The sequence below is a fragment of the Ramlibacter sp. genome (assembly GCF_029866045.1).
Classification (GTDB): domain Bacteria; phylum Pseudomonadota; class Gammaproteobacteria; order Burkholderiales; family Burkholderiaceae_C; genus Ramlibacter.
Genome location: NZ_JARXAB010000013.1, coordinates 1 through 18,794 on the forward strand (window position 1 = coordinate 1; position 18,794 = coordinate 18,794).

16 protein-coding genes and 1 pseudogene are annotated in these 18,794 nt (G+C 65.5%); 10 read left to right on the forward strand and 7 right to left on the reverse strand.

Translation table 11 applies throughout. The features are described from left to right. The 3 genes and pseudogenes from QE494_RS00730 to glmM all read left to right on the forward strand — a co-directional run. Positions 1 to 442, forward strand: a pseudogene (locus QE494_RS00730) (cell division protein FtsH); the annotation flags it as partial. 483 nt (positions 443 to 925) lie between these two features. Then, positions 926 to 1,777, forward strand: coding sequence for a dihydropteroate synthase (gene folP / locus QE494_RS00735; protein ID WP_300040482.1), 852 nt, complete (start codon positions 926 to 928; stop codon positions 1,775 to 1,777). A 4-nt stretch (positions 1,778 to 1,781) separates the two neighbouring features. Beyond that, positions 1,782 to 3,116, forward strand: coding sequence for a phosphoglucosamine mutase (gene glmM / locus QE494_RS00740; protein WP_300040484.1), 1,335 nt, complete (start codon positions 1,782 to 1,784; stop codon positions 3,114 to 3,116). 56 nt (positions 3,117 to 3,172) lie between these two features. Here glmM and ppk2 read toward each other — a convergent pair whose 3' ends face one another. Beyond that, entirely contained in the window at positions 3,173 to 4,078 is a 906-nt protein-coding gene (gene ppk2, locus QE494_RS00745; protein WP_300040485.1) for a polyphosphate kinase 2, read from the reverse strand. A gap of 223 nt (positions 4,079 to 4,301) precedes the next feature. On the opposite strand from ppk2, the gene QE494_RS00750 reads away from it, so the two are divergent. From QE494_RS00750 to QE494_RS00760, 3 genes are all read left to right on the forward strand, one after another. Next, positions 4,302 to 5,126: a GNAT family N-acetyltransferase gene (locus tag QE494_RS00750; protein WP_300040488.1), complete on the forward strand. Its 825-nt coding sequence runs from the start codon at positions 4,302 to 4,304 to the stop codon at positions 5,124 to 5,126. A gap of 114 nt (positions 5,127 to 5,240) precedes the next feature. After that, complete coding sequence (gene ppk1, locus QE494_RS00755) at positions 5,241 to 7,358, forward strand: polyphosphate kinase 1 (RefSeq protein ID WP_300040489.1); 2,118 nt, start codon at positions 5,241 to 5,243, stop codon at positions 7,356 to 7,358. Then, on the forward strand, positions 7,355 to 7,822 hold the full coding sequence (locus QE494_RS00760) for a histidine phosphatase family protein (protein WP_300040491.1): 468 nt from the start codon (positions 7,355 to 7,357) through the stop codon (positions 7,820 to 7,822). Before ppk1 ends, QE494_RS00760 begins: the two co-directional genes overlap by 4 nt. Positions 7,823 to 7,883: 61 nt before the next feature. Here the strand turns inward: QE494_RS00760 and asd are convergent, their stop codons facing one another. Further along, on the reverse strand, positions 7,884 to 8,753 hold the full coding sequence (asd, locus tag QE494_RS00765; RefSeq protein WP_300040493.1) for an archaetidylserine decarboxylase: 870 nt from the start codon (positions 8,751 to 8,753) through the stop codon (positions 7,884 to 7,886). 64 nt (positions 8,754 to 8,817) lie between these two features. Here asd and QE494_RS00770 point away from each other — a divergent pair, with 64 nt between their 5' ends. Then, complete coding sequence (locus tag QE494_RS00770; RefSeq protein ID WP_300040495.1) at positions 8,818 to 10,470, forward strand: aminotransferase class III-fold pyridoxal phosphate-dependent enzyme; 1,653 nt, start codon at positions 8,818 to 8,820, stop codon at positions 10,468 to 10,470. A gap of 127 nt (positions 10,471 to 10,597) precedes the next feature. Here QE494_RS00770 and QE494_RS00775 read toward each other — a convergent pair whose 3' ends face one another. Then, a complete protein-coding gene (locus tag QE494_RS00775) occupies positions 10,598 to 11,206 on the reverse strand; it encodes an Mpo1-like protein (protein WP_300040497.1) in 609 nt (202 codons plus the stop codon). 170 nt (positions 11,207 to 11,376) lie between these two features. Here QE494_RS00775 and QE494_RS00780 point away from each other — a divergent pair, with 170 nt between their 5' ends. Beyond that, positions 11,377 to 12,654, forward strand: coding sequence for a glycosyltransferase family 1 protein (locus tag QE494_RS00780; protein ID WP_300040499.1), 1,278 nt, complete (start codon positions 11,377 to 11,379; stop codon positions 12,652 to 12,654). Between the two features lie 46 nt (positions 12,655 to 12,700). Here the strand turns inward: QE494_RS00780 and lplT are convergent, their stop codons facing one another. After that, positions 12,701 to 13,996: a lysophospholipid transporter LplT gene (gene lplT, locus QE494_RS00785; RefSeq protein ID WP_300040501.1), complete on the reverse strand. Its 1,296-nt coding sequence runs from the start codon at positions 13,994 to 13,996 to the stop codon at positions 12,701 to 12,703. 74 nt (positions 13,997 to 14,070) lie between these two features. After that, positions 14,071 to 15,429: an esterase-like activity of phytase family protein gene (locus QE494_RS00790; protein ID WP_300040503.1), complete on the reverse strand. Its 1,359-nt coding sequence runs from the start codon at positions 15,427 to 15,429 to the stop codon at positions 14,071 to 14,073. Positions 15,430 to 15,581: 152 nt separating this feature from the next. Here QE494_RS00790 and QE494_RS00795 point away from each other — a divergent pair, with 152 nt between their 5' ends. Further along, positions 15,582 to 16,466 (forward strand): UDP-2,3-diacylglucosamine diphosphatase, encoded by an 885-nt coding sequence (locus QE494_RS00795; protein ID WP_300040505.1) that lies wholly within the window; start codon positions 15,582 to 15,584, stop codon positions 16,464 to 16,466. 67 nt (positions 16,467 to 16,533) lie between these two features. Here the strand turns inward: QE494_RS00795 and QE494_RS00800 are convergent, their stop codons facing one another. Next, positions 16,534 to 16,758 (reverse strand): hypothetical protein, encoded by a 225-nt coding sequence (locus tag QE494_RS00800; protein ID WP_300040507.1) that lies wholly within the window; start codon positions 16,756 to 16,758, stop codon positions 16,534 to 16,536. Here QE494_RS00800 and QE494_RS00805 point away from each other — a divergent pair. Beyond that, a complete protein-coding gene (locus QE494_RS00805; RefSeq protein WP_300040509.1) occupies positions 16,751 to 17,128 on the forward strand; it encodes a hypothetical protein in 378 nt (125 codons plus the stop codon). The genes QE494_RS00800 and QE494_RS00805 overlap by 8 nt on opposite strands. 117 nt (positions 17,129 to 17,245) lie before the next feature. Here the strand turns inward: QE494_RS00805 and ppx are convergent, their stop codons facing one another. Next, the gene (ppx, locus tag QE494_RS00810; RefSeq protein ID WP_300040511.1) at positions 17,246 to 18,727 is read right to left on the reverse strand and encodes an exopolyphosphatase; all 1,482 of its coding nucleotides are present in this window, start codon (positions 18,725 to 18,727) and stop codon (positions 17,246 to 17,248) included. Between the last annotated feature and the right edge of the window lie 67 nt (positions 18,728 to 18,794).

An 18,794-nucleotide genomic window follows, 5' to 3' on the forward strand; every position in this document is an offset into this window, starting at 1 on the left:
CCAGATGACCACCGGCGCCAGCAACGACTTCGAGCGGGCCACGAACCTGGCGCGCGACATGGTCATGAAGTACGGCATGTCCGAGGCGCTGGGCCCGATGGTTTACGCCGAGAACGAGGGCGAGGTGTTCCTCGGTCGTTCAGTGACCAAGACGACCAATATGAGCGAACAGACCATGCAAAAGGTCGACGCCGAGGTTCGCCGCATCATCGACCAGCAGTACCGCGAGGCCCGCCAGCTGATCGAGGCCAATCAGGACAAGATGCACGCGATGGCCAATGCCCTGCTGGAGTGGGAGACCATCGACGCCGAGCAGCTGGACGACATCATGGCCGGCAAGCCGCCGCGCCCGCCGAAGGATTTTGTCCCCCGTACGCCGCCCTCCGGCGGTGGTTCCGGCGGCAGCGCCCCGGTGGTGGACCCGACGCCTACCGCTGCCTGAGTGGGGTTTCCTGGGGGTATTCCCCAGGGGTATTGGCTCAGAGGCATTGCCTGAGTGCTCACCGCATTTGTGGCGCTGCACTAGACGCATTGCATTAGACACCTTGCTGTAGACGCGTTTCCTCTTCCTGGTTGGAGCGCGTCGGGGGCGCGGGGCAGCCCCGGCGGCTTCGATGCAAGGGCCCTTCGGGCTACCCTCCGGTGCTCGGCCGCCAGAGGCACGCGCGGCAAACTCGCCCCTGCGGGGCTCAAACATGCCGCGCTCTTCGGCCCCTGCCGACCTGCGCGCGTCGGCCCCGCATAGGCGCCACCGGAGCCACCCCGCACCCCCACCGCTTGCCGCGCGCGGGAGGTTTGACTTCTTCTCTTTGTTCCTCTTTCTTCCTCTCTCGTCCTCGTTGCGCTACCCCTGCTGGTCATCGTGGCTGTTCATCGTGACTGTCTGCGTCCGCCTGGCAGGGGTTGGCTGTCGCACAATGCGCGCATGTTTTGGCAGACCACCCGGTTTCGTATTGACCTGACCCGACCGCGGGTGATGGGCATCGTCAACCTCACACCCGACTCCTTTGCCGATGGCGGCCGTCATGGCTCGGTGAGCGCCGCCATGCGCCATTGCGAGCGGCTCGCGCATGAGGGCGCTGATATTTTGGACCTGGGGGCCGAGTCCACTCGGCCCGGGAGCCAGCCGGTGCCCTTGGCGGACGAGCGGGCCCGGCTGATGCCGGTGCTGCGCGAGGCACTGTCGCTGGGGCTGCCGGTGTCGGTGGACACGTACAAGGCCGAGGTGATGCGTGAGGCGCTGGACCTGGGGGCCGACATCGTGAACGACGTATGGGCGCTGCGCCAAAGCGGCGCGCAGGATGTGGTGGCGGCCCATCCCGGTTGTGGTGTGTGCCTGATGCACATGCATGGCGAGCCAACCAGCATGCAGGCGGCGCCGATGGGGGGCGAGGCGGTGCCCCAGGTGCTGGCGTTTTTGCGGGAGGCCAGCGAGGCGCTGGTGGCCCGTGGCGTGGCGCGCGAGCGCATTGCCTGGGACCCGGGGGTGGGCTTTGGCAAGACGCCGCAGCAAAACTTTTCGCTGCTGGCCCGCCAGGGCGAGCTGCTGGCGGCGGGCTATCCCCTGCTCGTGGGCTGGTCGCGCAAGAGTTCGCTGGGCCAGGTGACCGGACTGCCGGTGGAACAGCGCCAGCTGCCCAGCGTGGTGGCCGCTGTTTTGGCGGCCGAGCGCGGCGCTCGCCTGCTGCGGGTGCACGACGTGGCTGAGACGGTGGCGGGGCTGCGCGTCTGGGCGGCGGCGACGAACCCGGCCGAGGCGGCGCAGGCCCGACAATAGGGCCATGACGAGAAAATATTTCGGCACCGACGGTATTCGCGGCACCGTGGGGCAATCGCCCATCACGCCCGACTTCGTGCTGCGCCTGGCCCATGCAGTGGGCCGCGTTCTCAAGCGCAGCCAGGACCGTCCCCGCGTCTTGATTGGCAAGGACACCCGCATCTCTGGCTACATGCTCGAGAGCGCGCTCGAGTCGGGCTTAAACTCCGCCGGGGTCGACGTGGTGTTGCTGGGGCCCCTGCCCACGCCCGGCGTGGCCTACCTCACCCGCGCGCAGCGGGCCAGCCTGGGGGTGGTGATCTCTGCCTCGCACAACCCGTTTGCCGACAACGGCATCAAGTTCTTCAGCGCACAGGGAAGCAAGCTCGATGACGCCTGGGAGCGCGAGGTCGAGGCGGCGCTGGACGAGGCCCCGGTCTGGGCCGACTCAGCCCACCTGGGTAAGGCCCGGCGCCTCGATGACGCCGCGGGCCGCTACATCGAGTTTTGCAAGAGCACCTTCGATACCCAGTTGTCGCTCGCCGGCATGAAGGTGGTGGTCGACGCGGCGCATGGCGCGGCTTATCACATCGCGCCCAAGGTGTTCCACGAGCTGGGCGCGCAGGTGCATGCCATTGGCTGCGCGCCCGACGGGCTCAACATCAACGAGGGCGTGGGCGCGACCCATCCCGAGGCGCTGGTGCAGGCGGTGCAGGCGCAGGGTGCCGACCTGGGCATTGCGCTCGACGGCGACGCCGACCGGCTGCAGATGGTCGACGCCAGCGGGCGGCTGTTCAACGGCGACGAGTTGCTTTACCTGATCACTCTGGACCGGCTGGCCCGCGGTGAGCCGGTGCCCGGCGTGGTGGGCACGCTCATGACCAATATGGCCATTGAGCTGGCCCTGCGTGAGCGCGGTGTCGAGTTCGTGCGCGCCAGGGTCGGTGATCGCTATGTGCTCGAAGAGCTAGAAAAACGCGGCTGGCTCCTGGGGGGCGAGGGCTCGGGCCACCTGCTGGCCCTGGACAAGCACACCACCGGCGACGGCCTGGTGAGCGCGCTGCAGGTGCTCAGGGCCTGCGCGCGCAGCGGCCAGACCATGGGCCAGATGCTGGCCGGCGTGACCCTGTTCCCGCAGGTTCTGATCAATGTGCGCCTGGCCCCCGGCCAGACCTGGGCCGAGGACCCGCGCCTTGCGGATGTGCGTGCCGAGGTGGAGGCCGAGCTCGCCGGCAAGGGCCGCGTGCTCATTCGCGCCAGCGGTACCGAGCCCCTGGTGCGGGTGATGGTGGAGGCGCAGGAGGCGAGCCAAGCCCAGGCTTGCGCAGAGCGGCTGGCCGGGGCGATCAAGCCGCAATAGCGCGCGGTTGAAGGCCGGTCAGCCCTGGCTGCGCACCACGGCTGGCCACAGCCTGCCTAGTACCGCTGGGGCACCAGCATCGTGCTTGGCACCGGGTGGCGTTCGTAGTCCTCATTGCGGACCCGAGCTGGCAAGGCCACCTCGTCGTGCGGCACTTCTCCGTAGGGCACCTGGTTCAACAGGTGATCAATGCAGTTGAGACGCGCCTTCTTCTTGTCGTCGGCTGGCACCACCCACCAAGGCGCCTCGGGGATGTGGGTGCGATCGAGCATGACCTCTTTGGCCCGGGTGTAGTCCTCCCAGCGGCGGCGCGACTCCAGGTCCATGGGGCTGAGCTTCCATTGCTTGAGGGGGTCGTGGATCCGGCTCAAAAAGCGCGAGTGCTGCTCCTCGTCGGAGATCGAGAACCAGTATTTGAGCAGCTGGATGCCTGAGCGTTTGAGCATGCGCTCGAACTCCGGCACTGAGCGAAAGAACTCTTCGTACTGGTCGTCGCTGCAAAAGCCCATCACCCGCTCGACGCCGGCGCGGTTGTACCAGCTGCGGTCAAACAGGACCATCTCGCCCGCTGCGGGCAAGTGGGTGGCATAGCGCTGGAAGTACCACTGGGTCCGCTCGCGGTCGTTGGGCGCAGGCAGGGCGACAACCCGGCAGACGCGCGGGTTGAGCCGTTGGGTGATGCGCTTGATCACGCCGCCCTTGCCGGCAGCGTCCCGACCTTCAAACAAAACCACCATCTTGTGGCCGTTGGCCACCACCCAGTCCTGGAGTTTTACCAACTCGCCCTGCATGCGCAGCAATTCGCGGAAGTAGGTCCGGCGGCCCTGGCGCTCCTCTTCGGTGAGGGCGATCTCGTGACCGTGGAGGTCAAAGGGGCGGTCTTCCAACTCCAGCTCGAGTTCTTCGTCGTAGCTGTCAACAATGTCCCGCCTGAAGCGGAAATCGGAATCAAGTGGGTTCATGGCAGTCAGGCCCCTGTTGCAGGTGCGGCCAGATTAGCGGAAGGACGTTGAGTTTCGCCGGGCCCTGTGAATGATTTGTGACGAACGCTCATCTGTGGCTGGGTCCGACCCCCTCACTGCTGGCCTGCTGGGGTGGATTTCACTGAATTGCCATGCAAATGCAACAAGCGGGTCACGCTCGCTTGCCAGACTCGGGCGCATCGATTCCGAAGGAGCGCTCTCCATGAAAGATCTTCCGACGCCGACCCTGCCGCTGTCCCCTGTTTCCTTGCCCCGGGGGGCACTTCAACGACGCGATGCGCCGCCTGATGCGGGCGTCTCTGGCCCGGTTATTGTGGCCTGGGCGAAGCACCAGGACGAAGTCCGCGAGGCGCAGCGACTGAGGTATCAGGTCTTCGCCGGGGAAATGGGCGCGCGTCTGAGCACTCCGGTGGCGGGGCACGACATTGATCTTTTTGACGACTTTTGTGAGCACCTGCTGGTACGTTGCCAGGCGAGTGGGCAGGTGGTGGGAACCTATCGGGTGCTCACCCCCGCCCAGTCTCGACGTGTTGGGGGTTTCTATAGCGATACTGAATTTGACCTCACCCGCTTGCGCGCCCTCCGGGAGCGGATGGTCGAATTGGGCCGCAGCTGCGTTCATACCGATCATCGCCGCGGCGTTGTGATCATGGCCCTGTGGGGTGCCCTGTTCGAGTTCATGTACCGCAATGAGCTGGACACCATGGTGGGCTGCGCCAGCATCCCGATGTTGCATCAGGGGGTGGTCAGTGGCGACGTGGCCGCCAGTGTCTGGCGCCAGGTTCGTGAGGCCCATCTGGCGCCCATCGAGTGGCAGGTTCGCCCTCGTCTGCCGCTGCCAGTAGAGCAGTTGGACGACAGCCTACCGGTGGATCCGCCGCCGCTCATCAAGGGTTATCTGCGTCTGGGCGCCAAGGTCCTGGGTGCGCCTGCCTGGGACCCGGATTTCAACACCGCCGACCTGCCCATGTTGATGCGCGTGGCTGATTTGCCGGCTCGCTATCGGAGGCATTTGCTGGGCCGCTGATCGATCTCGCCCGGCCTGGTTCGCGGCTCGGCTCATCCGAGGGGCCTCGGAGACCCGGGGAAACCCGGAAATATTTGTCACAGATGTGTCACAAGCCTTGCCCATAGTGAGGACATGAACTCAGCAGTACGCGTGGGCCGGGTAGGCGTACCTGCGGCGGGCGCCAAGGGCGTTCCCTGGTTAGACCGCGACCACAGCATTCTCAGCTTCAATGCGCGCGTGCTGGACTGGGCCGAGCGGTCGGCTGTGCCCTTGCTGGAACGGCTGCGGTATTTGTGCATCGTGTCGTCCAACCTGGACGAATTTTTCGAGGTTCGCGCGGCGCCGCACCTGGCGGCCGCACGCGCGGGTCGATCGGACGGGACGGCGTCGCCGGCGAGCTTTGAGTCCATCGCGGCCGCCGCGCAAGACCTAGTGCATCGGCAGTATCACCTCTACAACGAGGTGTTGATGCCGGCCTTGACCCGCGCGGGGCTGGCCATCGTCTCTCACAGCGAGCGCAAATCGGTGCAAAAGGCCTGGGTCGACGACTATTTCGCCCGTGAGGTTCGGCCCCTGCTCACTCCAGTGGGCCTAGATCCTTCGCATCCCTTTCCCCAGGTGGCCAACAAGTCTCTCAACTTCATCGTCCGGCTGGGCGGGCGGGATGCCTTTGGCCGTGACAACGACATCGCCATTGTCAAGATTCCGCGGGTACTCCCTCGTGTGATTCGCATGCCGTCACGGGTGTCGCGCGGGAAAACCCGTTTCGTGCTTCTGAGCAGTGTGATCCGCTCGCATTTGCATGACCTTTTCCCCGGGCGGGAGGTGCTGGAGTTTTCGCAGTTTCGCGTCACGCGGCATTCCGAGCTGGCTGTTGACGAGGATGATGTTCGCAATCTGCGCACCGCGCTGCGCCTGGGCCTGCAGCACCGCCAGTTTGGTGAGGCGGTGCGCCTGGAGGTGTCGTCCGCCTGTTCCGACTACCTGGCCGACTTTCTGCTCGCGCAGTTCTCCCTGCCACGGGGGGCGATGTACCGTGTACCGGGGCCGGTGAACCTCGTCCGCTTGCAGCAGCTGATTGACTTGGCGCAGGCGCCTGGCCTGCTGTTTCCACCCTTTACTGCCAGTTACCCGAGGCAGCTCGGCGCGGGGCTCTCCATCTTCGAGCGGTTGCGCCAGGGCGACGTTTTGATCCACCAGCCCTTTGAGCGCTTTGATGGCGTGGTGGATTTTCTTCGCGAGGCGGTGCTCGACCCGCAGGTGCTGGCCATTCGCCAGACGATCTACCGGATTGGCGCCGACTCGGTCATGATGGACCTGCTGCGCGAGGCGGTGAACCGGGGCAAGGAGGTCACCGCGGTGGTGGAGCTCAAGGCCCGCTTTGACGAAGAGGCCAACATCAACTGGGCTGAGAAGCTCGAGGCGATCGGTGCTCAGGTGGTCTATGGTGTGGTCGGGCTCAAGACCCATGCCAAGATGCTGCTGGTGACCCGGCGCGAGGGCAAGGCGATGGTCCGCTACGCCCACCTCTCCACCGGCAACTACAACCCACGAACGGCCCGCCTGTACACCGACATCAGCCACCTGACCGCCGACCCCCAGCTGACCCATGACGTTGAGGCTGTCTTCGACCATTTGGCCAGCCAGGCGCGGGTGCCGCGGCTGCAAAGCCTGATCATGGCTCCCTTCCATTTGCATCGTCGCTTGTTGGACCTGATTGAGCAGGTCGGGCACGCTGCCGCACGGGGAGAGACCGCGCGGATCGTGGTCAAAACCAATGCCCTCACCGACCAGCAGCTCATGGATGCCCTGGTCCGCGCCGGTCGGCTCGGCGCCCAGATCGACCTCATCGTACGCGGCGCCTGTATGCTGCCTGCCCGCGTGCCGGGTGTCACGGACAACATCCGGGTCCGCTCGGTGGTGGGGCGCTTTCTCGAGCACTCACGGATCTTCTACTTCGGCATCGGTGCCGAGGAGACCTTGCTGCTTTCCAGTGCCGACTGGATGAACCGCAACATGCTGCGGCGGGTGGAGTTGGCCTGGCCGGTGACGGACCCGGCGCTGCGCCAGCGCATCGTCGACGAATGCCTGGTGGCCTACCTGCATGATGAGCGCGACGCCTGGGACCTGATGGCGGATGGCCAGTACCAACGCATTGCCTCGGCCCTGGACACCACCCGGCCAGGCGTGCAGGCGGCCTTGATGGTCCGCTACGACGCGGGTTCATCCGCGCCAGGAGCGCGCGGATGAACCTGATCCTCTGGCGCCATGCCGAAGCCGAGGACGCTCCCGAGGGCGGCGATGACCTGGCGCGTTCACTCACCCCGCGTGGCGAGCGTGAAGCGGCGCGCGTCGGTGCATGGCTGGACCGCACCCTTCCAGAGGTGACGCGCGTGTTGTGCAGCCCGGCGCGCCGTTGTGAGCAAACGGCGCTGGCCCTGGGCCGCAAGTTCAAGCTCATGCCGGAGCTTGCTCCCGACATGGGTGTCGAGGCCTTGCTCAAGGCCGCCCGGTGGCCCGATGCGCGCCAGCCCGTGTTGATCGTGGGTCACCAGCCCACACTCGGTCAGACCGTGGCCCTGCTGCTAGGAATGGCCGAGGGGACATGCCCGGTGCGCAAGGGCGGTGTCTGGTGGCTGCGTGCGCGCGAGCGTCATGGGCAATTGCAGGCGGTGGTCGTCACGGTGCAGTCGCCGGAGCTGCTGGCTATTTGAGCCGTGGATCTGCCGGCCTGGCCTGCAGCGAAGGCCAGGCGCCGCGCAATAGACTGAGCCTTCAGGCCGGCAGGGCCATCAGCGCTTGACCCGCACGCACGCGCGAGCCGGTGGCCAGGCCCTGAATCAGTTCGAAGCCGGGGGGCGCCAACACGATGATCGTCGAGCCGTGTTCGAACCAACCGAGTTCCTGGCCCTTGGTGACAGCAGCGTCGCAGGGGATTTCGGTGGGGCCGCCGTAGCGCAGGTGCAGCAGCACGTCGAGGCAATGCAGGCGGATGCTGGCCACCAGCACCGCGGCGACGGGCACCAGGGCGAATTCGTGCTTCCCCGGCGTGTCCAGTTGCATTCGGATGACGGCACGCTCATTGCGGCAAAACAGCTTTTTCACCCGCGCCAGTGCAATCGGGTTGACGTTCCAGGTGTCGCCGCTGATGTAGGTGACATGCCGGATATGGGCGTCATGCGGTGCGTGAAAGCGGTGGTACATCGCCGAGGTCAGGCGCAGGGTGAGGTACTGCCCGCCGCGAAAGGGACCCCAGTCCTGGGTGGGCCCCAGCAATTCGTCCAGGGTGTAGGGCATGCCTTTGGCCTGGAGCAGTGTCTGGCCGTCGATGGGGCCGCTGGCGCCGATGATCGCGTCACAGGGGCTGGCCATGATGTCTGGCCGCATGTCGACCGGCCGCGCCCCGTCACGCAATTGCCGCGTGAAGCAGTCGTGAATGCTCTCGAAGCGGGACTCACGCGCTTCGCGCAGGTCCAGGTCGTCAAACCAGCCCCAGACCTTCAGTGCCAAGCGGGTCCACAGCGGGCTGCGGATCTTGCTCAGTTTGCCCATGGCCCGGGTCAGGGCGATGCGGGGAATGCGATTGGTGAGGAGGAAGTTCAGGTCTTCCTGCGCCAGCAGGCGTCCGAGGGTGCGAGTTTTCATGGGAATTTCATCAATTTTTCAAACGAGTGAACTACACCTAGCCGGTCACTTCAACGCATCTCATATGACCGACCCCTTGATCCTGAGCGCCGCTGCCGGCGCCGGCGCCTACGCGATGGCCCGTGCTTATCGCCGTTTGCAACTGTCCCTGGCCAAGCAGCCGGGACTGGCCGGGCACACACGCCTGGCCAAACGGGTGGCAGGCATGATTCCGGGCTATGCCTATGACGAAGCCGCCTTCTTCGCCTCGGACGACGCGCCCGCCGAGGTCGTGGCGCGAAGGCGCGAGGCATTTGCGGCGCTGTGCGCCGACTACGCCGCGCGTTACCCGCAGTCGGCTGCCCTGACCGCGCAGGCCCGAGAGGCCATCTCCGACTTGCAGTTCACCGGTGCTTATCGGGTGCCGTTCCAGTACAGCCCCTACCTGCGCCAGCATCTCAAAATGGGCAGCTTCGTGCGCGCCTCTGCCGGCGTGGAGGTGGAAGACCTCGACGGCAACCGCTTCTACGACCTGACCGGCTCCTACGGTGTCAACCTCATGGGGTACGACTTTTACAAGTCCTGCATCGCCGAGGGCTCGTCCCGGGTGGCGGAGCTCGGCCCGGTGCTGGGGCAATACCACCCCTGCGTGGCGGAGAACGTGCAGGCCCTGCGCAGCATCTCGGGACTGGACGAGGTGTCCTTTCATATGTCCGGCACCGAAGCGGTCATGCAAGCGGTGCGCCTGGCCCGTTACCACACGGGTCGGACCCATCTGGTGCGATTTGCAGGCGCCTACAACGGCTGGTGGGAGGACGTTCAGCCTGGCCCGGGCAACCCGCTGGCGCCGCAGCACACCTACACCCTGCAGGACATGAGCGAGCGCACCCTGAAGGTGCTGCGCACCCGCAAGGACATTGCCTGTGTCATCGTCAATCCCTTGCAGGCCCTGCACCCCAACACCCCGGCGCCGGGTGACTCCTCGCTGGTAGACAGCAGCCGCCGCGCCGGCGTGGACCGCGAGGCCTATGCCCGCTGGCTGGCTGCGCTTCGCGAGGTGTGCACCGAGCGCGGCATTGTCTTCATCCTGGACGAGGTGTTCGTGGGCTTCCGCCTCGCGCCCGGCGGCGCGCAGGAGTACTTCGGCGTGCGCGCCGATATGGTCACCTATGGCAAGACTTTGGGCGGTGGCCTGCCAGTGGGGGTGGTCTGCGGCCGCGCCCACCTGATGAAGCGTTACCGCGAGGACCGACCGGCCGATCTGTGCTTTGCCCGCGGTACCTTCAATGCGCACCCCTACGTGATGGGCGCCATGAACGCGTTCCTGCAGCGACTTGATTCTCCGCCGGTGCGCGCCCTGTACGACGGGCTCGACGCGCGCTGGAATGGCCGCCTGGCGCAAATGAACGAGGCGCTGCGCGCTGCTGGCCTGCCTGTGCAAGTGGCAGGCCTGTCGACTATTTGGACAGTTCTCTACACCGAGCCCTCCCGCTACAACTGGATGTTCCAGTTCTACCTGCGTCACCAGGGCCTGGCGCTCAGCTGGGTGGGCAGCGGGAGAATGGTGTTCAGCCTGAACTACGGCGACGCCGAATTTGAGGAGGTGGTGCGCCGCTTCGTGGCCGCAGCCCAGGCCATGCGAGACAGCGGCTGGTGGCATTCCGGTGGCACGCTCTCGAACAAAGAGATTCGGCGCGGCCTGCTGCGTGAGATGCTGGGCCGACGGTTCGGGCGCTGAGGTCATAACGGCAGCACCGGCTGCACGGGCCAATGCGGCTGTCGCGGCCGGTGCGGCCGACGCGGCGGGGGAGGGCCTCCCGGGGCCAGGCCCTCGGGCCTGCCCGGCGAAGGCCACTGCCATTTGCTCAGTCCTTGCGCACGTGGTGCATCGGGTCGAGGAGCTCGCCCTTGAGCAGGGCCAGGGGCGCCTTGTGATACAGGATCACGTCGTGGACCGGGTCGGTGATGATCTTGAAGGCCCAGGCCACTGCCGGCATCCAGCCGTCACGCAGCCACAGTTGGCCCACGCGGAACAACACACCTGCAACGCCCAGCGCCAGCCAAACGGTCCCGACGTCGTGCAACCACTCCATCACGCCTTCGGCCGGCTCGATCAGGCCGCCCAGGGAGGGCTGGAACCAGAGCAGGGCAGGCAGACCCACCCAGACGGTGAGCAGCACACTCTTGCGGTTCATGTTGTAGCCCACCTTGATCGCCTCCTTGTACTCGTCGCTGACCTGGTTGACATGGTCGAAACCGCGCGGCTCGAAGATGTAGTGGCCGGCTTGGCGGGTGACCATGGCCACGCACCAGCCCACCAGCGCGGCCCAGGCCGGATCGATGAACAGCAGGACGTAGGCGACCAAAAAGCTCAGTGCACTCACCAGATGCAGGGCCTGGTTGATGCGGCTATGGTGGTAGTAGCGGTGGTCGTCCCAACGCTGTTCGTGGAGGGTCTTGAGAAAGGCATTCATGGTGGGCTCCTGGGTGGGTGGCGCAGACCCCGCCGGCGATGGGTCGCCGCAGTCTGTCTGCGCCTCTTTCGAGTTTGGATGCTGGCTCTTGATGATGAAATTGCCGTGACAGATTGCGAGTCAGGCTGCGCTGTCACGGTTTTGAGATATGAGCGGCGGAACATCTGGCCATGCCTGATCAAGACACCTCGCAATCTCCGCTGCGCGACATCCTGGTCGAGAGCCTCCCGGCCTTGCGCCGAGGCCTGCGCGTGTCGGTCGTTACTGAAACATTCCCCCCCGAGATCAATGGCGTGTCGATCACGCTGGCGCGTCTCGTCGAGGGATTGCGGAGCAAGGGGCACGACCTGGAGATCATTCGGCCTGCCCAGGCGGTCGATCAGTCAAGTCCAGCGGGGGCACCCGGGCCGGCGCGCGACGAGCTGCTGACCCGTGGCGTGCCGATTCCCCGCTACCCTGGACTGCGCATGGGAATGCCAGCCAAGCGTCGCTTGATTCGCCATTGGTCGCTGCAGCGGCCAGACGTGGTTCACGTCGCCACCGAAGGACCTCTGGGTTGGTCGGCACTTCAAGCGGCCATTCATTTGCGCCTGCCGGTCACGTCGGATTTCCGCACGAATTTCCACACCTACACCGGGCACTATGGCATTGGCTGGCTGCAGCGCCCGATCACCGCCTATTTGCGGAAGTTTCACAACCGGGCGCATTTCACGACGGTGCCAACCGAGGCGCTGCGGCTCGAACTCGATGCGCTGAACTTCCAGCGTCTGGTGGTCCTGCCCAGAGGGGTCGACACGCACGCGTTCTCGCCGGCGTTTCGCAGCCAGGCACTGCGCGCGTCGTGGGGCGTGGCCGATGACGATCTGGTGGTGGCGGTCGTTGGCAGGCTGGCACCCGAGAAAAATCTGCGGCTGCTGGTTGAGGCCTGGCAGTCGCTTCGCCAGATTCATTCCCGCACCCGGCTCTTGCTGGTGGGTGACGGTCCGCAGCGGGCCGAATTGCAAGCAGCCTGCCCCGGAGCCATTTTTGCTGGCGCACGCCGCGGCGAAGACCTGGCGGCCCATTACGCGAGCGCCGACCTGTTTGCCTTCCCCAGCCTATCCGAGACCTTCGGCAATGTGGTGCTCGAGGCGCTGGCCAGCGGGCTACCCTGCGTCTGCTTTGACCATGCAGCCGCCGGACTGCTTTTGCGTGATGGGCAGGCTGGCATCTTGGTGGATGCCCACCGCCCCAAGGCCTTTGCCACCGCACTGCGTGACCTGGCGCTCGATCCGGATCGTCGTCGCGCGATGGCTCACGCGGCGCGCGAACTCGCCCTGCGTGAGGGCTGGGATGGCATCGTTGGCCGTTTCGAGACGCTACTTGAGCGTGCCCGGGGCGATGGCACACCGGCAGGTCTTGGCAACCTGGCCGAGGATGGACTCGTGGTGCCTCTGGCGCGGCCCTGAGTCGCTTGACCCAGCAGGCTCGGCGGGGACTCACGCAGGCGGGGCGTCAGCGAGCATGTGAGGCAGCGGACTTCGCGCGGAACGTTGCACGATCGCGCCACCACAGGGCGCCGATCAGCACCGCAACGCAGCTACCGAGTACCACCATCACCCACTGCACGGGCCACTCGGCGGCGGTGACCAGGGTGTAGAGGCCCACCAGCACCAGAATGCTGGCGTTTTCGTTGAAGCCCTGAACCGCGACGGATCGGCCGGCACTCAGGAGCACATGTCCCCGGTGCTGCAGGAGGGCGTTCAGCGGGACGACCATCAGGCCCCCCATGGCGCCGGCAGCGACCAGCAGGGCGACCGCGACTGGCAGCATCGTCACCTGGGACATCAGCATCAGGAGCGCGCCCAGCACGATGCCGGTCCAGACCATTCGCCGCGCCTGCTCCAGCGGCACCCACCGGCCTGCGGCCATCGCTCCTGCAATCACTCCGAGGGCCACCACCGCTTGCAAGTAGGCGCCCTGGCTCAGGTCCAGCCCGAGCTCCTCCTGGGACCAGCGCAGGACGATGAACTGCAACGCGGCGCCCACGCCCCAGAACAGTGTGGTCACGCTGAGGGAGATTCGTCCGCCCTCCGGATCACGCCACAGGCGCAGGTTGGCGCGCCAGAAGTTACGGCACAGGGCGACCGGATGAATGGGGGCCTGGGGGTAGCGTGCACCGCTGTCGGGTATCCACAAATTGAGGACACCGGCCACCAGGTACATCGCCAACAAGATGACCAGCGACAGCCCCAGGGGGGAGACCATCGGCGCCAGCGCCGTGGGCAGCCAAGCCGTCGCTGCGAGGGGCGTGCCGAGGGCCTGCTGCCAGGCCAGTGCAGGCGCGCTCTCCAGCCAGTAGCCGCTGACCAGGAGACCGCCCAAGCCAGTGCCAAGCAGTGCTGCGCAAACGACAGACACCTCAATCCAGCCATTGGCCTGTACCAACTGGCGTGGCGGTACCAGCTCGGTCACCAGGCCATATTTGGCCGGCGCATAGCCCGCCGCGCCCAGGCCGGCCAGGGTGAAGGCCAGCACAGGGTTCACGCCGCAGAGCAGGCCCAACGCCGCCAAGCCCTTGATGGCGTTCATCCAGGCCATGAGACGGCCTTTGCGAATGCCATCTGCCAAGGGACCCGCCACCGGCGCCAGAACCACGTAGGAAAGCGTGAAGCCCAATTTGAGAAGCGGCGCCCACCAACCCGGCATACCCTGGAGGGTGAGTGCAGCGATGGTCACGATCAGCAGCGCATGGTCCGCCAGTGCGGAGATGAACTGTGCAGCGATGATCCAGTGAAAGCCCTTGGGCATGGCGCTCCGTTGTGTTGACCGGGCGCCCCCCACATCGCTGTGAGGGGCGATGGTCGCCGGTGGGGAACGTGCGCTCAGCGCGCGCGCAGGAGTTCGCCGGCTTCGAGCAGGATCAGCTCGTTGTCGTCCGCCTGATTGGGGTTGCGGCTGCTGGAGAAGGGCAGGTTGTTGTCGTTACCGACAATGATGTGGTTGGCGTCGACGACATCGACGTTTTCGATGGTGAAGAACGGGAAGGTGAGCACGCCGCCCTGCAGGGGTTTGCGGGCCAGTTGCTTCGGATCCTGAATGTTCATCAGGTCCAGGTAGCCGATCTTGCGCATCGCCTGACCGGCGGTCTCGGGCTTGAACTCCACCTTGTAGATCCGCTTGAACTTGGGCAGGTCGTGGAAGCAGTCCGGCCGCCGCTGACCGGCGGGGCAGGCCTTGTCGGGGGTTCCTTCGCCATTGTCACGCTCGATCACCAAGGCCGTGGTCGCATCGATCATGTTGAAGTCGCCGATGGCGTGGTGATTGGCTTCCATCACGTACTTCCAGGACTTCCCGGTCCACTGACCCGCCTTCACGTCGAACTCCAGCACCCGCAGGTACTGGCGTCCGCCCTCCGTCTCGTAGGATTTGCTGGCATCGTTCCACAGGGCGCCTTCGAGCATCGCGTAGAGCTTGCTGCCGTCCTTGGACGCAGCCATGCCCTCGTAGCCCTTGGAACGGCGCACCTCGAACTTCACGCTGCCATCGGGCGCGCCCGGTGTGGTCACGGACGGGTGATCCGGGGAGCGTACGACCTTGCCGTCGACCTGGGTCTCAAATACCGCCAGCACTTTGCCGTTCAGATCTGCCTTAATCAGGAAGGGGCCGAACTCGTCGCCAACCCACAGCGCGCCATCGGCAAACTGAAAGCTCTCGGGGTCGAAATCAGAGCCGGTGAGAAAGCGCTTTGTGGTGCCTTCGTGAACGATGCGGAACGGCACTTTCTTGTCCGGGTCGTGCAGGAACACGGTCTTCAGGCGCTGCAACTGGCCGGTCTTGAAGTCGACGTTGTACTGGCTGAGATGAAGCATGAAGTCGGGGGAGTTGGCCTTGGAGCCTGCGCCGTTGTCGGTCAGGATCCAGTAGCTCCCGTCGTCCATCCGCTTGATGCCGGAGTGACCCTGCAGGGGCTGGCCATCGAATGGCAGCTTCACCCCGGTAGGACGCCCGGCAGATTGGCCTTCGACAGTGCCGAGGGCCTCAACGCGCGCGCCGGTGGTGAATTTGCCGCTCGCGCGCAGGTCGGCCGGCGCGTCGCTGGGGGCCGGGACGAAGGTCTGCGCGGGGAGTACGGCATGTCCAGCCAAAGTGGCAGGGTAGGCCTGCTGTGCCTGCGCGTTGAAGGCCAAGCAGGTCAGCGTAGCGCCGACAAGCGGTTTGAGTTTGAGGTGGAGGATCTGCATGTTGATGAACTTCCCGTGGTTGTTGTCAAAACGACCGCAGGTTGCAGCGCAGGCGTGAAGCCTTGATGACGATGCCAAGAAGAACGCACCGTCAAAAAACCTCCATCTTCCCGAAATATTCATGACACACACGCCGTCCACAGTCCCCGGACATGCGCAAACTATTCGAAACGATCACGGATTTCCCTGGCAACGACAACGCGCCTGAGCTGCCAGGGGAAGTGCAACCGGATCCGGCTGCGCGCAAGTACCGCTCCATCTTCATCTCGGACATCCACCTGGGTACGCCCGGATGCCAGGCCGATGCCCTGCTCGAGTTTTTGCGTGACAACGACAGCGAATACCTCTACCTCGTCGGTGACATCATTGACGGCTGGCAGCTTCGCCGCCGCTGGTACTGGCCCCAGGCGCACAACGACGTCGTGCAGAAGTTGCTGCGCCGTGCTCGCAAGGGTTGCAAGATCATCTACGTGCCGGGCAACCACGACGAGTTTGCGCGGCATTTTGTGGGTCACCAGTTTGGTGGCATCGATGTGCAAGAGGAGGCTGTGCACGTGACCGCGGACGGGCGCCGCCTCTGGGTCATTCACGGCGACTACTTTGACGCAGTGGTCCAGCACGCCCGCTGGCTAGCCTATGTGGGCGACCACCTGTACGACCTGACCCTGCGGATGAACCGCCACCTCAATTCGCTGCGTGCGCGGCTCGGGTTGCCCTATTGGTCGCTTTCTGCCTACTTGAAGGACCGGGTGAAGAAGGTGGTCAGCTACGTCAATTCATTCGAGGAGGCCGTTGCCGCCGAGGCACGCCGGCGAGGGCACCAGGGCGTGCTGTGCGGACATATCCACCGTGCCGAAATGCGCATGATCGACGGCGTTTTGTATTGCAACGACGGCGACTGGGTGGAAAGCCGCACGGCCTTGGTGGAGCACGCGGATGGCCATCTGGAGATGGTGGCCTGGCAGCCTGACCGAGAGGCTTTGCTTCAAAACGCACCCGCGCCTGCCGGTCAGGCGGTGGGCGCGATCGCGCCGTAAGTAGGGGCCTTGCAGACCCAGCCCCGCGGGCCTTATCGAGCCTGATCTGAAAGCCAGGGGGGCGGACTCAGCCCTTGGCGGGACGGCCCGTCTTGATGGCGGGCAGGGAATCCAGAGCTTGAATCAGCGCAGGCGCAGCGAGGGCTTCGAGCAGTTTGATGCCCGCGCGCAGCAGCTCGCTTTTCTTGGCGGGCCGGCCGGCCTGGGTGGCGCGCGCCTTGAGTGCTTCAATGACGGCGTATTCGGCCTTGGGCATGGTGAAGCTGTCACGGACCATTTTGGGCTTGCGCACCTTCTCAGCGGGCTGCGCCAAAGGCGCTGCCGCGGGCTTGGCGGCTGGACGCGGTGTGGCCGCATTGGAGCCCTTGGCGTTTGCTCCGGCTGGTGCTGGGGCGGCGGATTTTGCAGGGGCTTTGACCGGTGCCTTGGTCGCGGGGCTGGCAGTGGGCTTGGCCGGAGCTTTTGCAGTAGGTGTCGTAGCGGGTTTCGTAGCGGGCTTCGCGGGCGCCTTGGCCGCTGGCCTGGCAGGCCGCTTGACGGTCGTCTTGGTGGCCGCTTTGGTGGCCGCCTTGGTGGCCGCCTTGGTGGCCCTGGTGGTATCGGTGTTGGTGGAAGTCTTGGGTCGGCGAGTGGCCATGGTCAGGTCTCCAATCCGCTTCTAACGGTATAAACGATTTATACAGTTTAGGTCAGCTGGGACACCTTGGTTGCAAAGACCTCGTTGCCGGCAGGCTTTTCAGTGCGTCCAGACTCAACCGGCGCACTCGAAGGCGGCCGGCTCACTCTTGCAGCAAAAACAGCCGAGAGGTCTTGCCCCAGGCGGCCACTTCTTCTCGCAGCAGGTGGGCCGACTGCGGGTAGGTGGCTGCCCAGTCTGGCGGGAGCGTGAGGCGGATGGCCGCTCCCTCCGATGTGAGCTGCAGGCCGTTGGCCTGCGGGTCACGGCGCGCATGGCACAGGATCACGGCCAGACGCAAGGCGAGAAGCTGCTGCACGAACAGGTCGTCGCCGAAATCGGCATCGAGCTTGCGGAGTTTGCCGCGGTGCCCGAGCACCAGCAGGCTCAGGCGATGCAGTTCGCTCTGGGTGAACCCGGGTGCGTCGGCATGGTCCAGGATGTAGGCGCCATGCTTGTGGTACTCCTCGTGGGAGATCTGGCTGCCAATCTCGTGCAGCCTAGCGGCCCAGACCAAGGGCTGCATCGGGTCGGCGGTCATGTCTCCGGTCCCAGCGGTCTGGGCCATGAACTGTGCGGCCACCAGGGCAACCCGGCGGGCTTGTGCATCGTCCACTCCAAACCGTGCGGCCAGGCGCTCGACGGTGGCAGCCCGCAGGTCGGTGTCGGGGTGTTCCCGGTCCAGCAGGTCGTAGAGCACGCCTTGGCGCAAGGCGCCCTGCGCCACGTGGAGCGTGTCAATCTCCAGCAGGTCAAACAGTGCCAGCAGAACTGAAAGGCCGCCCCCGATGACCGGGCGCCGATCCTCCTTGAGTCCCTCGAGCCGTACCTTGTCTGCATGGCGCGCGGTCAGCAGGCGTTCGCGCAGCCAGCGCAGACCCTCTCGGGTGACCACGCCCTGCTCAAAGCCACAGGCTTGAAGGATGTCGGCAACGGCACCCACCGTGCCGGAGGCGCCGTAGGCGCTGTCCCAGGCGCTGCGGGGGTAGGCGACCAGCGCCTCGTCGAGGATGGCCTTCGCGGCCACTTCCGCGCGCTCAAAGGCTGCGGCGCTGAACTCGCCCTCGGGGAAGTATTTTTGCGACCAGGCCACACTGCCGACCCGAAAGCTCTCCAGCGTGCGGGGGCTGAATCCCTGGCCCAGGATCAGTTCGGTCGATCGGCCACCGATATCCACCACGAGGCGACGCTCGTCGGACTGTGGCAACAGATGCGCCACACCCTGGTAGATCAGGCGGGCCTCCTCACGTCCGGCGATCACCTCGATGGGAAAGCCGAGAATCTGCTTGGCTTTATCCAGAAAGGCGTCGCGGTTGCGCGCTTCGCGCAGTGTCTGGGTGGCAACAGCCCGAACCTGAGCGGTCCCGAAGACGGCCAGTCGTTCGGCGAAACGGGCCAGGCAATCCCAGCCCCGCTCCATGGCATCAGGGGTGAGGTTGCGGGCCTCGTCGAGCCCGCCCCCCTGGCGCACAGTTTCCTTGAGGTATTCGACGCGCTGGATGACACCGTGGTCGTGGCGGCCGATTTCGAGCCGGTAGCTGTTGGAGCCGAGGTCGACTGCCGCCAAAAGAGAACCGTTTTTCATTATCTAGCCAGCATATCAGGGCCGGCGCAAGGGACGTGCAGGAGAGGCGGGGAGGGCGCCGCGCAAG

What these genes read in the sequence shown, in the direction of transcription:
- ppk2 (WP_300040485.1), bottom strand. Translation starts at nt 4,078, where the DNA reads ATGAACCCACTTGATTCCGATTTCCGCTTCAGGCGGGACATTGTTGAC.
- QE494_RS00770 (WP_300040495.1), top strand. Translation starts at nt 8,818, where the DNA reads ATGACCGACCCCTTGATCCTGAGCGCCGCTGCCGGCGCCGGCGCCTAC.
- glmM (WP_300040484.1), top strand. Translation starts at nt 1,782, where the DNA reads ATGACGAGAAAATATTTCGGCACCGACGGTATTCGCGGCACCGTGGGG.
- ppx (WP_300040511.1), bottom strand. Translation starts at nt 18,727, where the DNA reads ATGAAAAACGGTTCTCTTTTGGCGGCAGTCGACCTCGGCTCCAACAGC.
- QE494_RS00795 (WP_300040505.1), top strand. Translation starts at nt 15,582, where the DNA reads ATGCGCAAACTATTCGAAACGATCACGGATTTCCCTGGCAACGACAAC.
- lplT (WP_300040501.1), bottom strand. Translation starts at nt 13,996, where the DNA reads ATGCCCAAGGGCTTTCACTGGATCATCGCTGCACAGTTCATCTCCGCA.
- QE494_RS00790 (WP_300040503.1), bottom strand. Translation starts at nt 15,429, where the DNA reads ATGCAGATCCTCCACCTCAAACTCAAACCGCTTGTCGGCGCTACGCTG.
- QE494_RS00775 (WP_300040497.1), bottom strand. Translation starts at nt 11,206, where the DNA reads ATGAATGCCTTTCTCAAGACCCTCCACGAACAGCGTTGGGACGACCAC.
- QE494_RS00780 (WP_300040499.1), top strand. Translation starts at nt 11,377, where the DNA reads ATGCCTGATCAAGACACCTCGCAATCTCCGCTGCGCGACATCCTGGTC.
- QE494_RS00760 (WP_300040491.1), top strand. Translation starts at nt 7,355, where the DNA reads ATGAACCTGATCCTCTGGCGCCATGCCGAAGCCGAGGACGCTCCCGAG.
- ppk1 (WP_300040489.1), top strand. Translation starts at nt 5,241, where the DNA reads ATGAACTCAGCAGTACGCGTGGGCCGGGTAGGCGTACCTGCGGCGGGC.
- folP (WP_300040482.1), top strand. Translation starts at nt 926, where the DNA reads ATGTTTTGGCAGACCACCCGGTTTCGTATTGACCTGACCCGACCGCGG.
- asd (WP_300040493.1), bottom strand. Translation starts at nt 8,753, where the DNA reads ATGAAAACTCGCACCCTCGGACGCCTGCTGGCGCAGGAAGACCTGAAC.
- QE494_RS00750 (WP_300040488.1), top strand. Translation starts at nt 4,302, where the DNA reads ATGAAAGATCTTCCGACGCCGACCCTGCCGCTGTCCCCTGTTTCCTTG.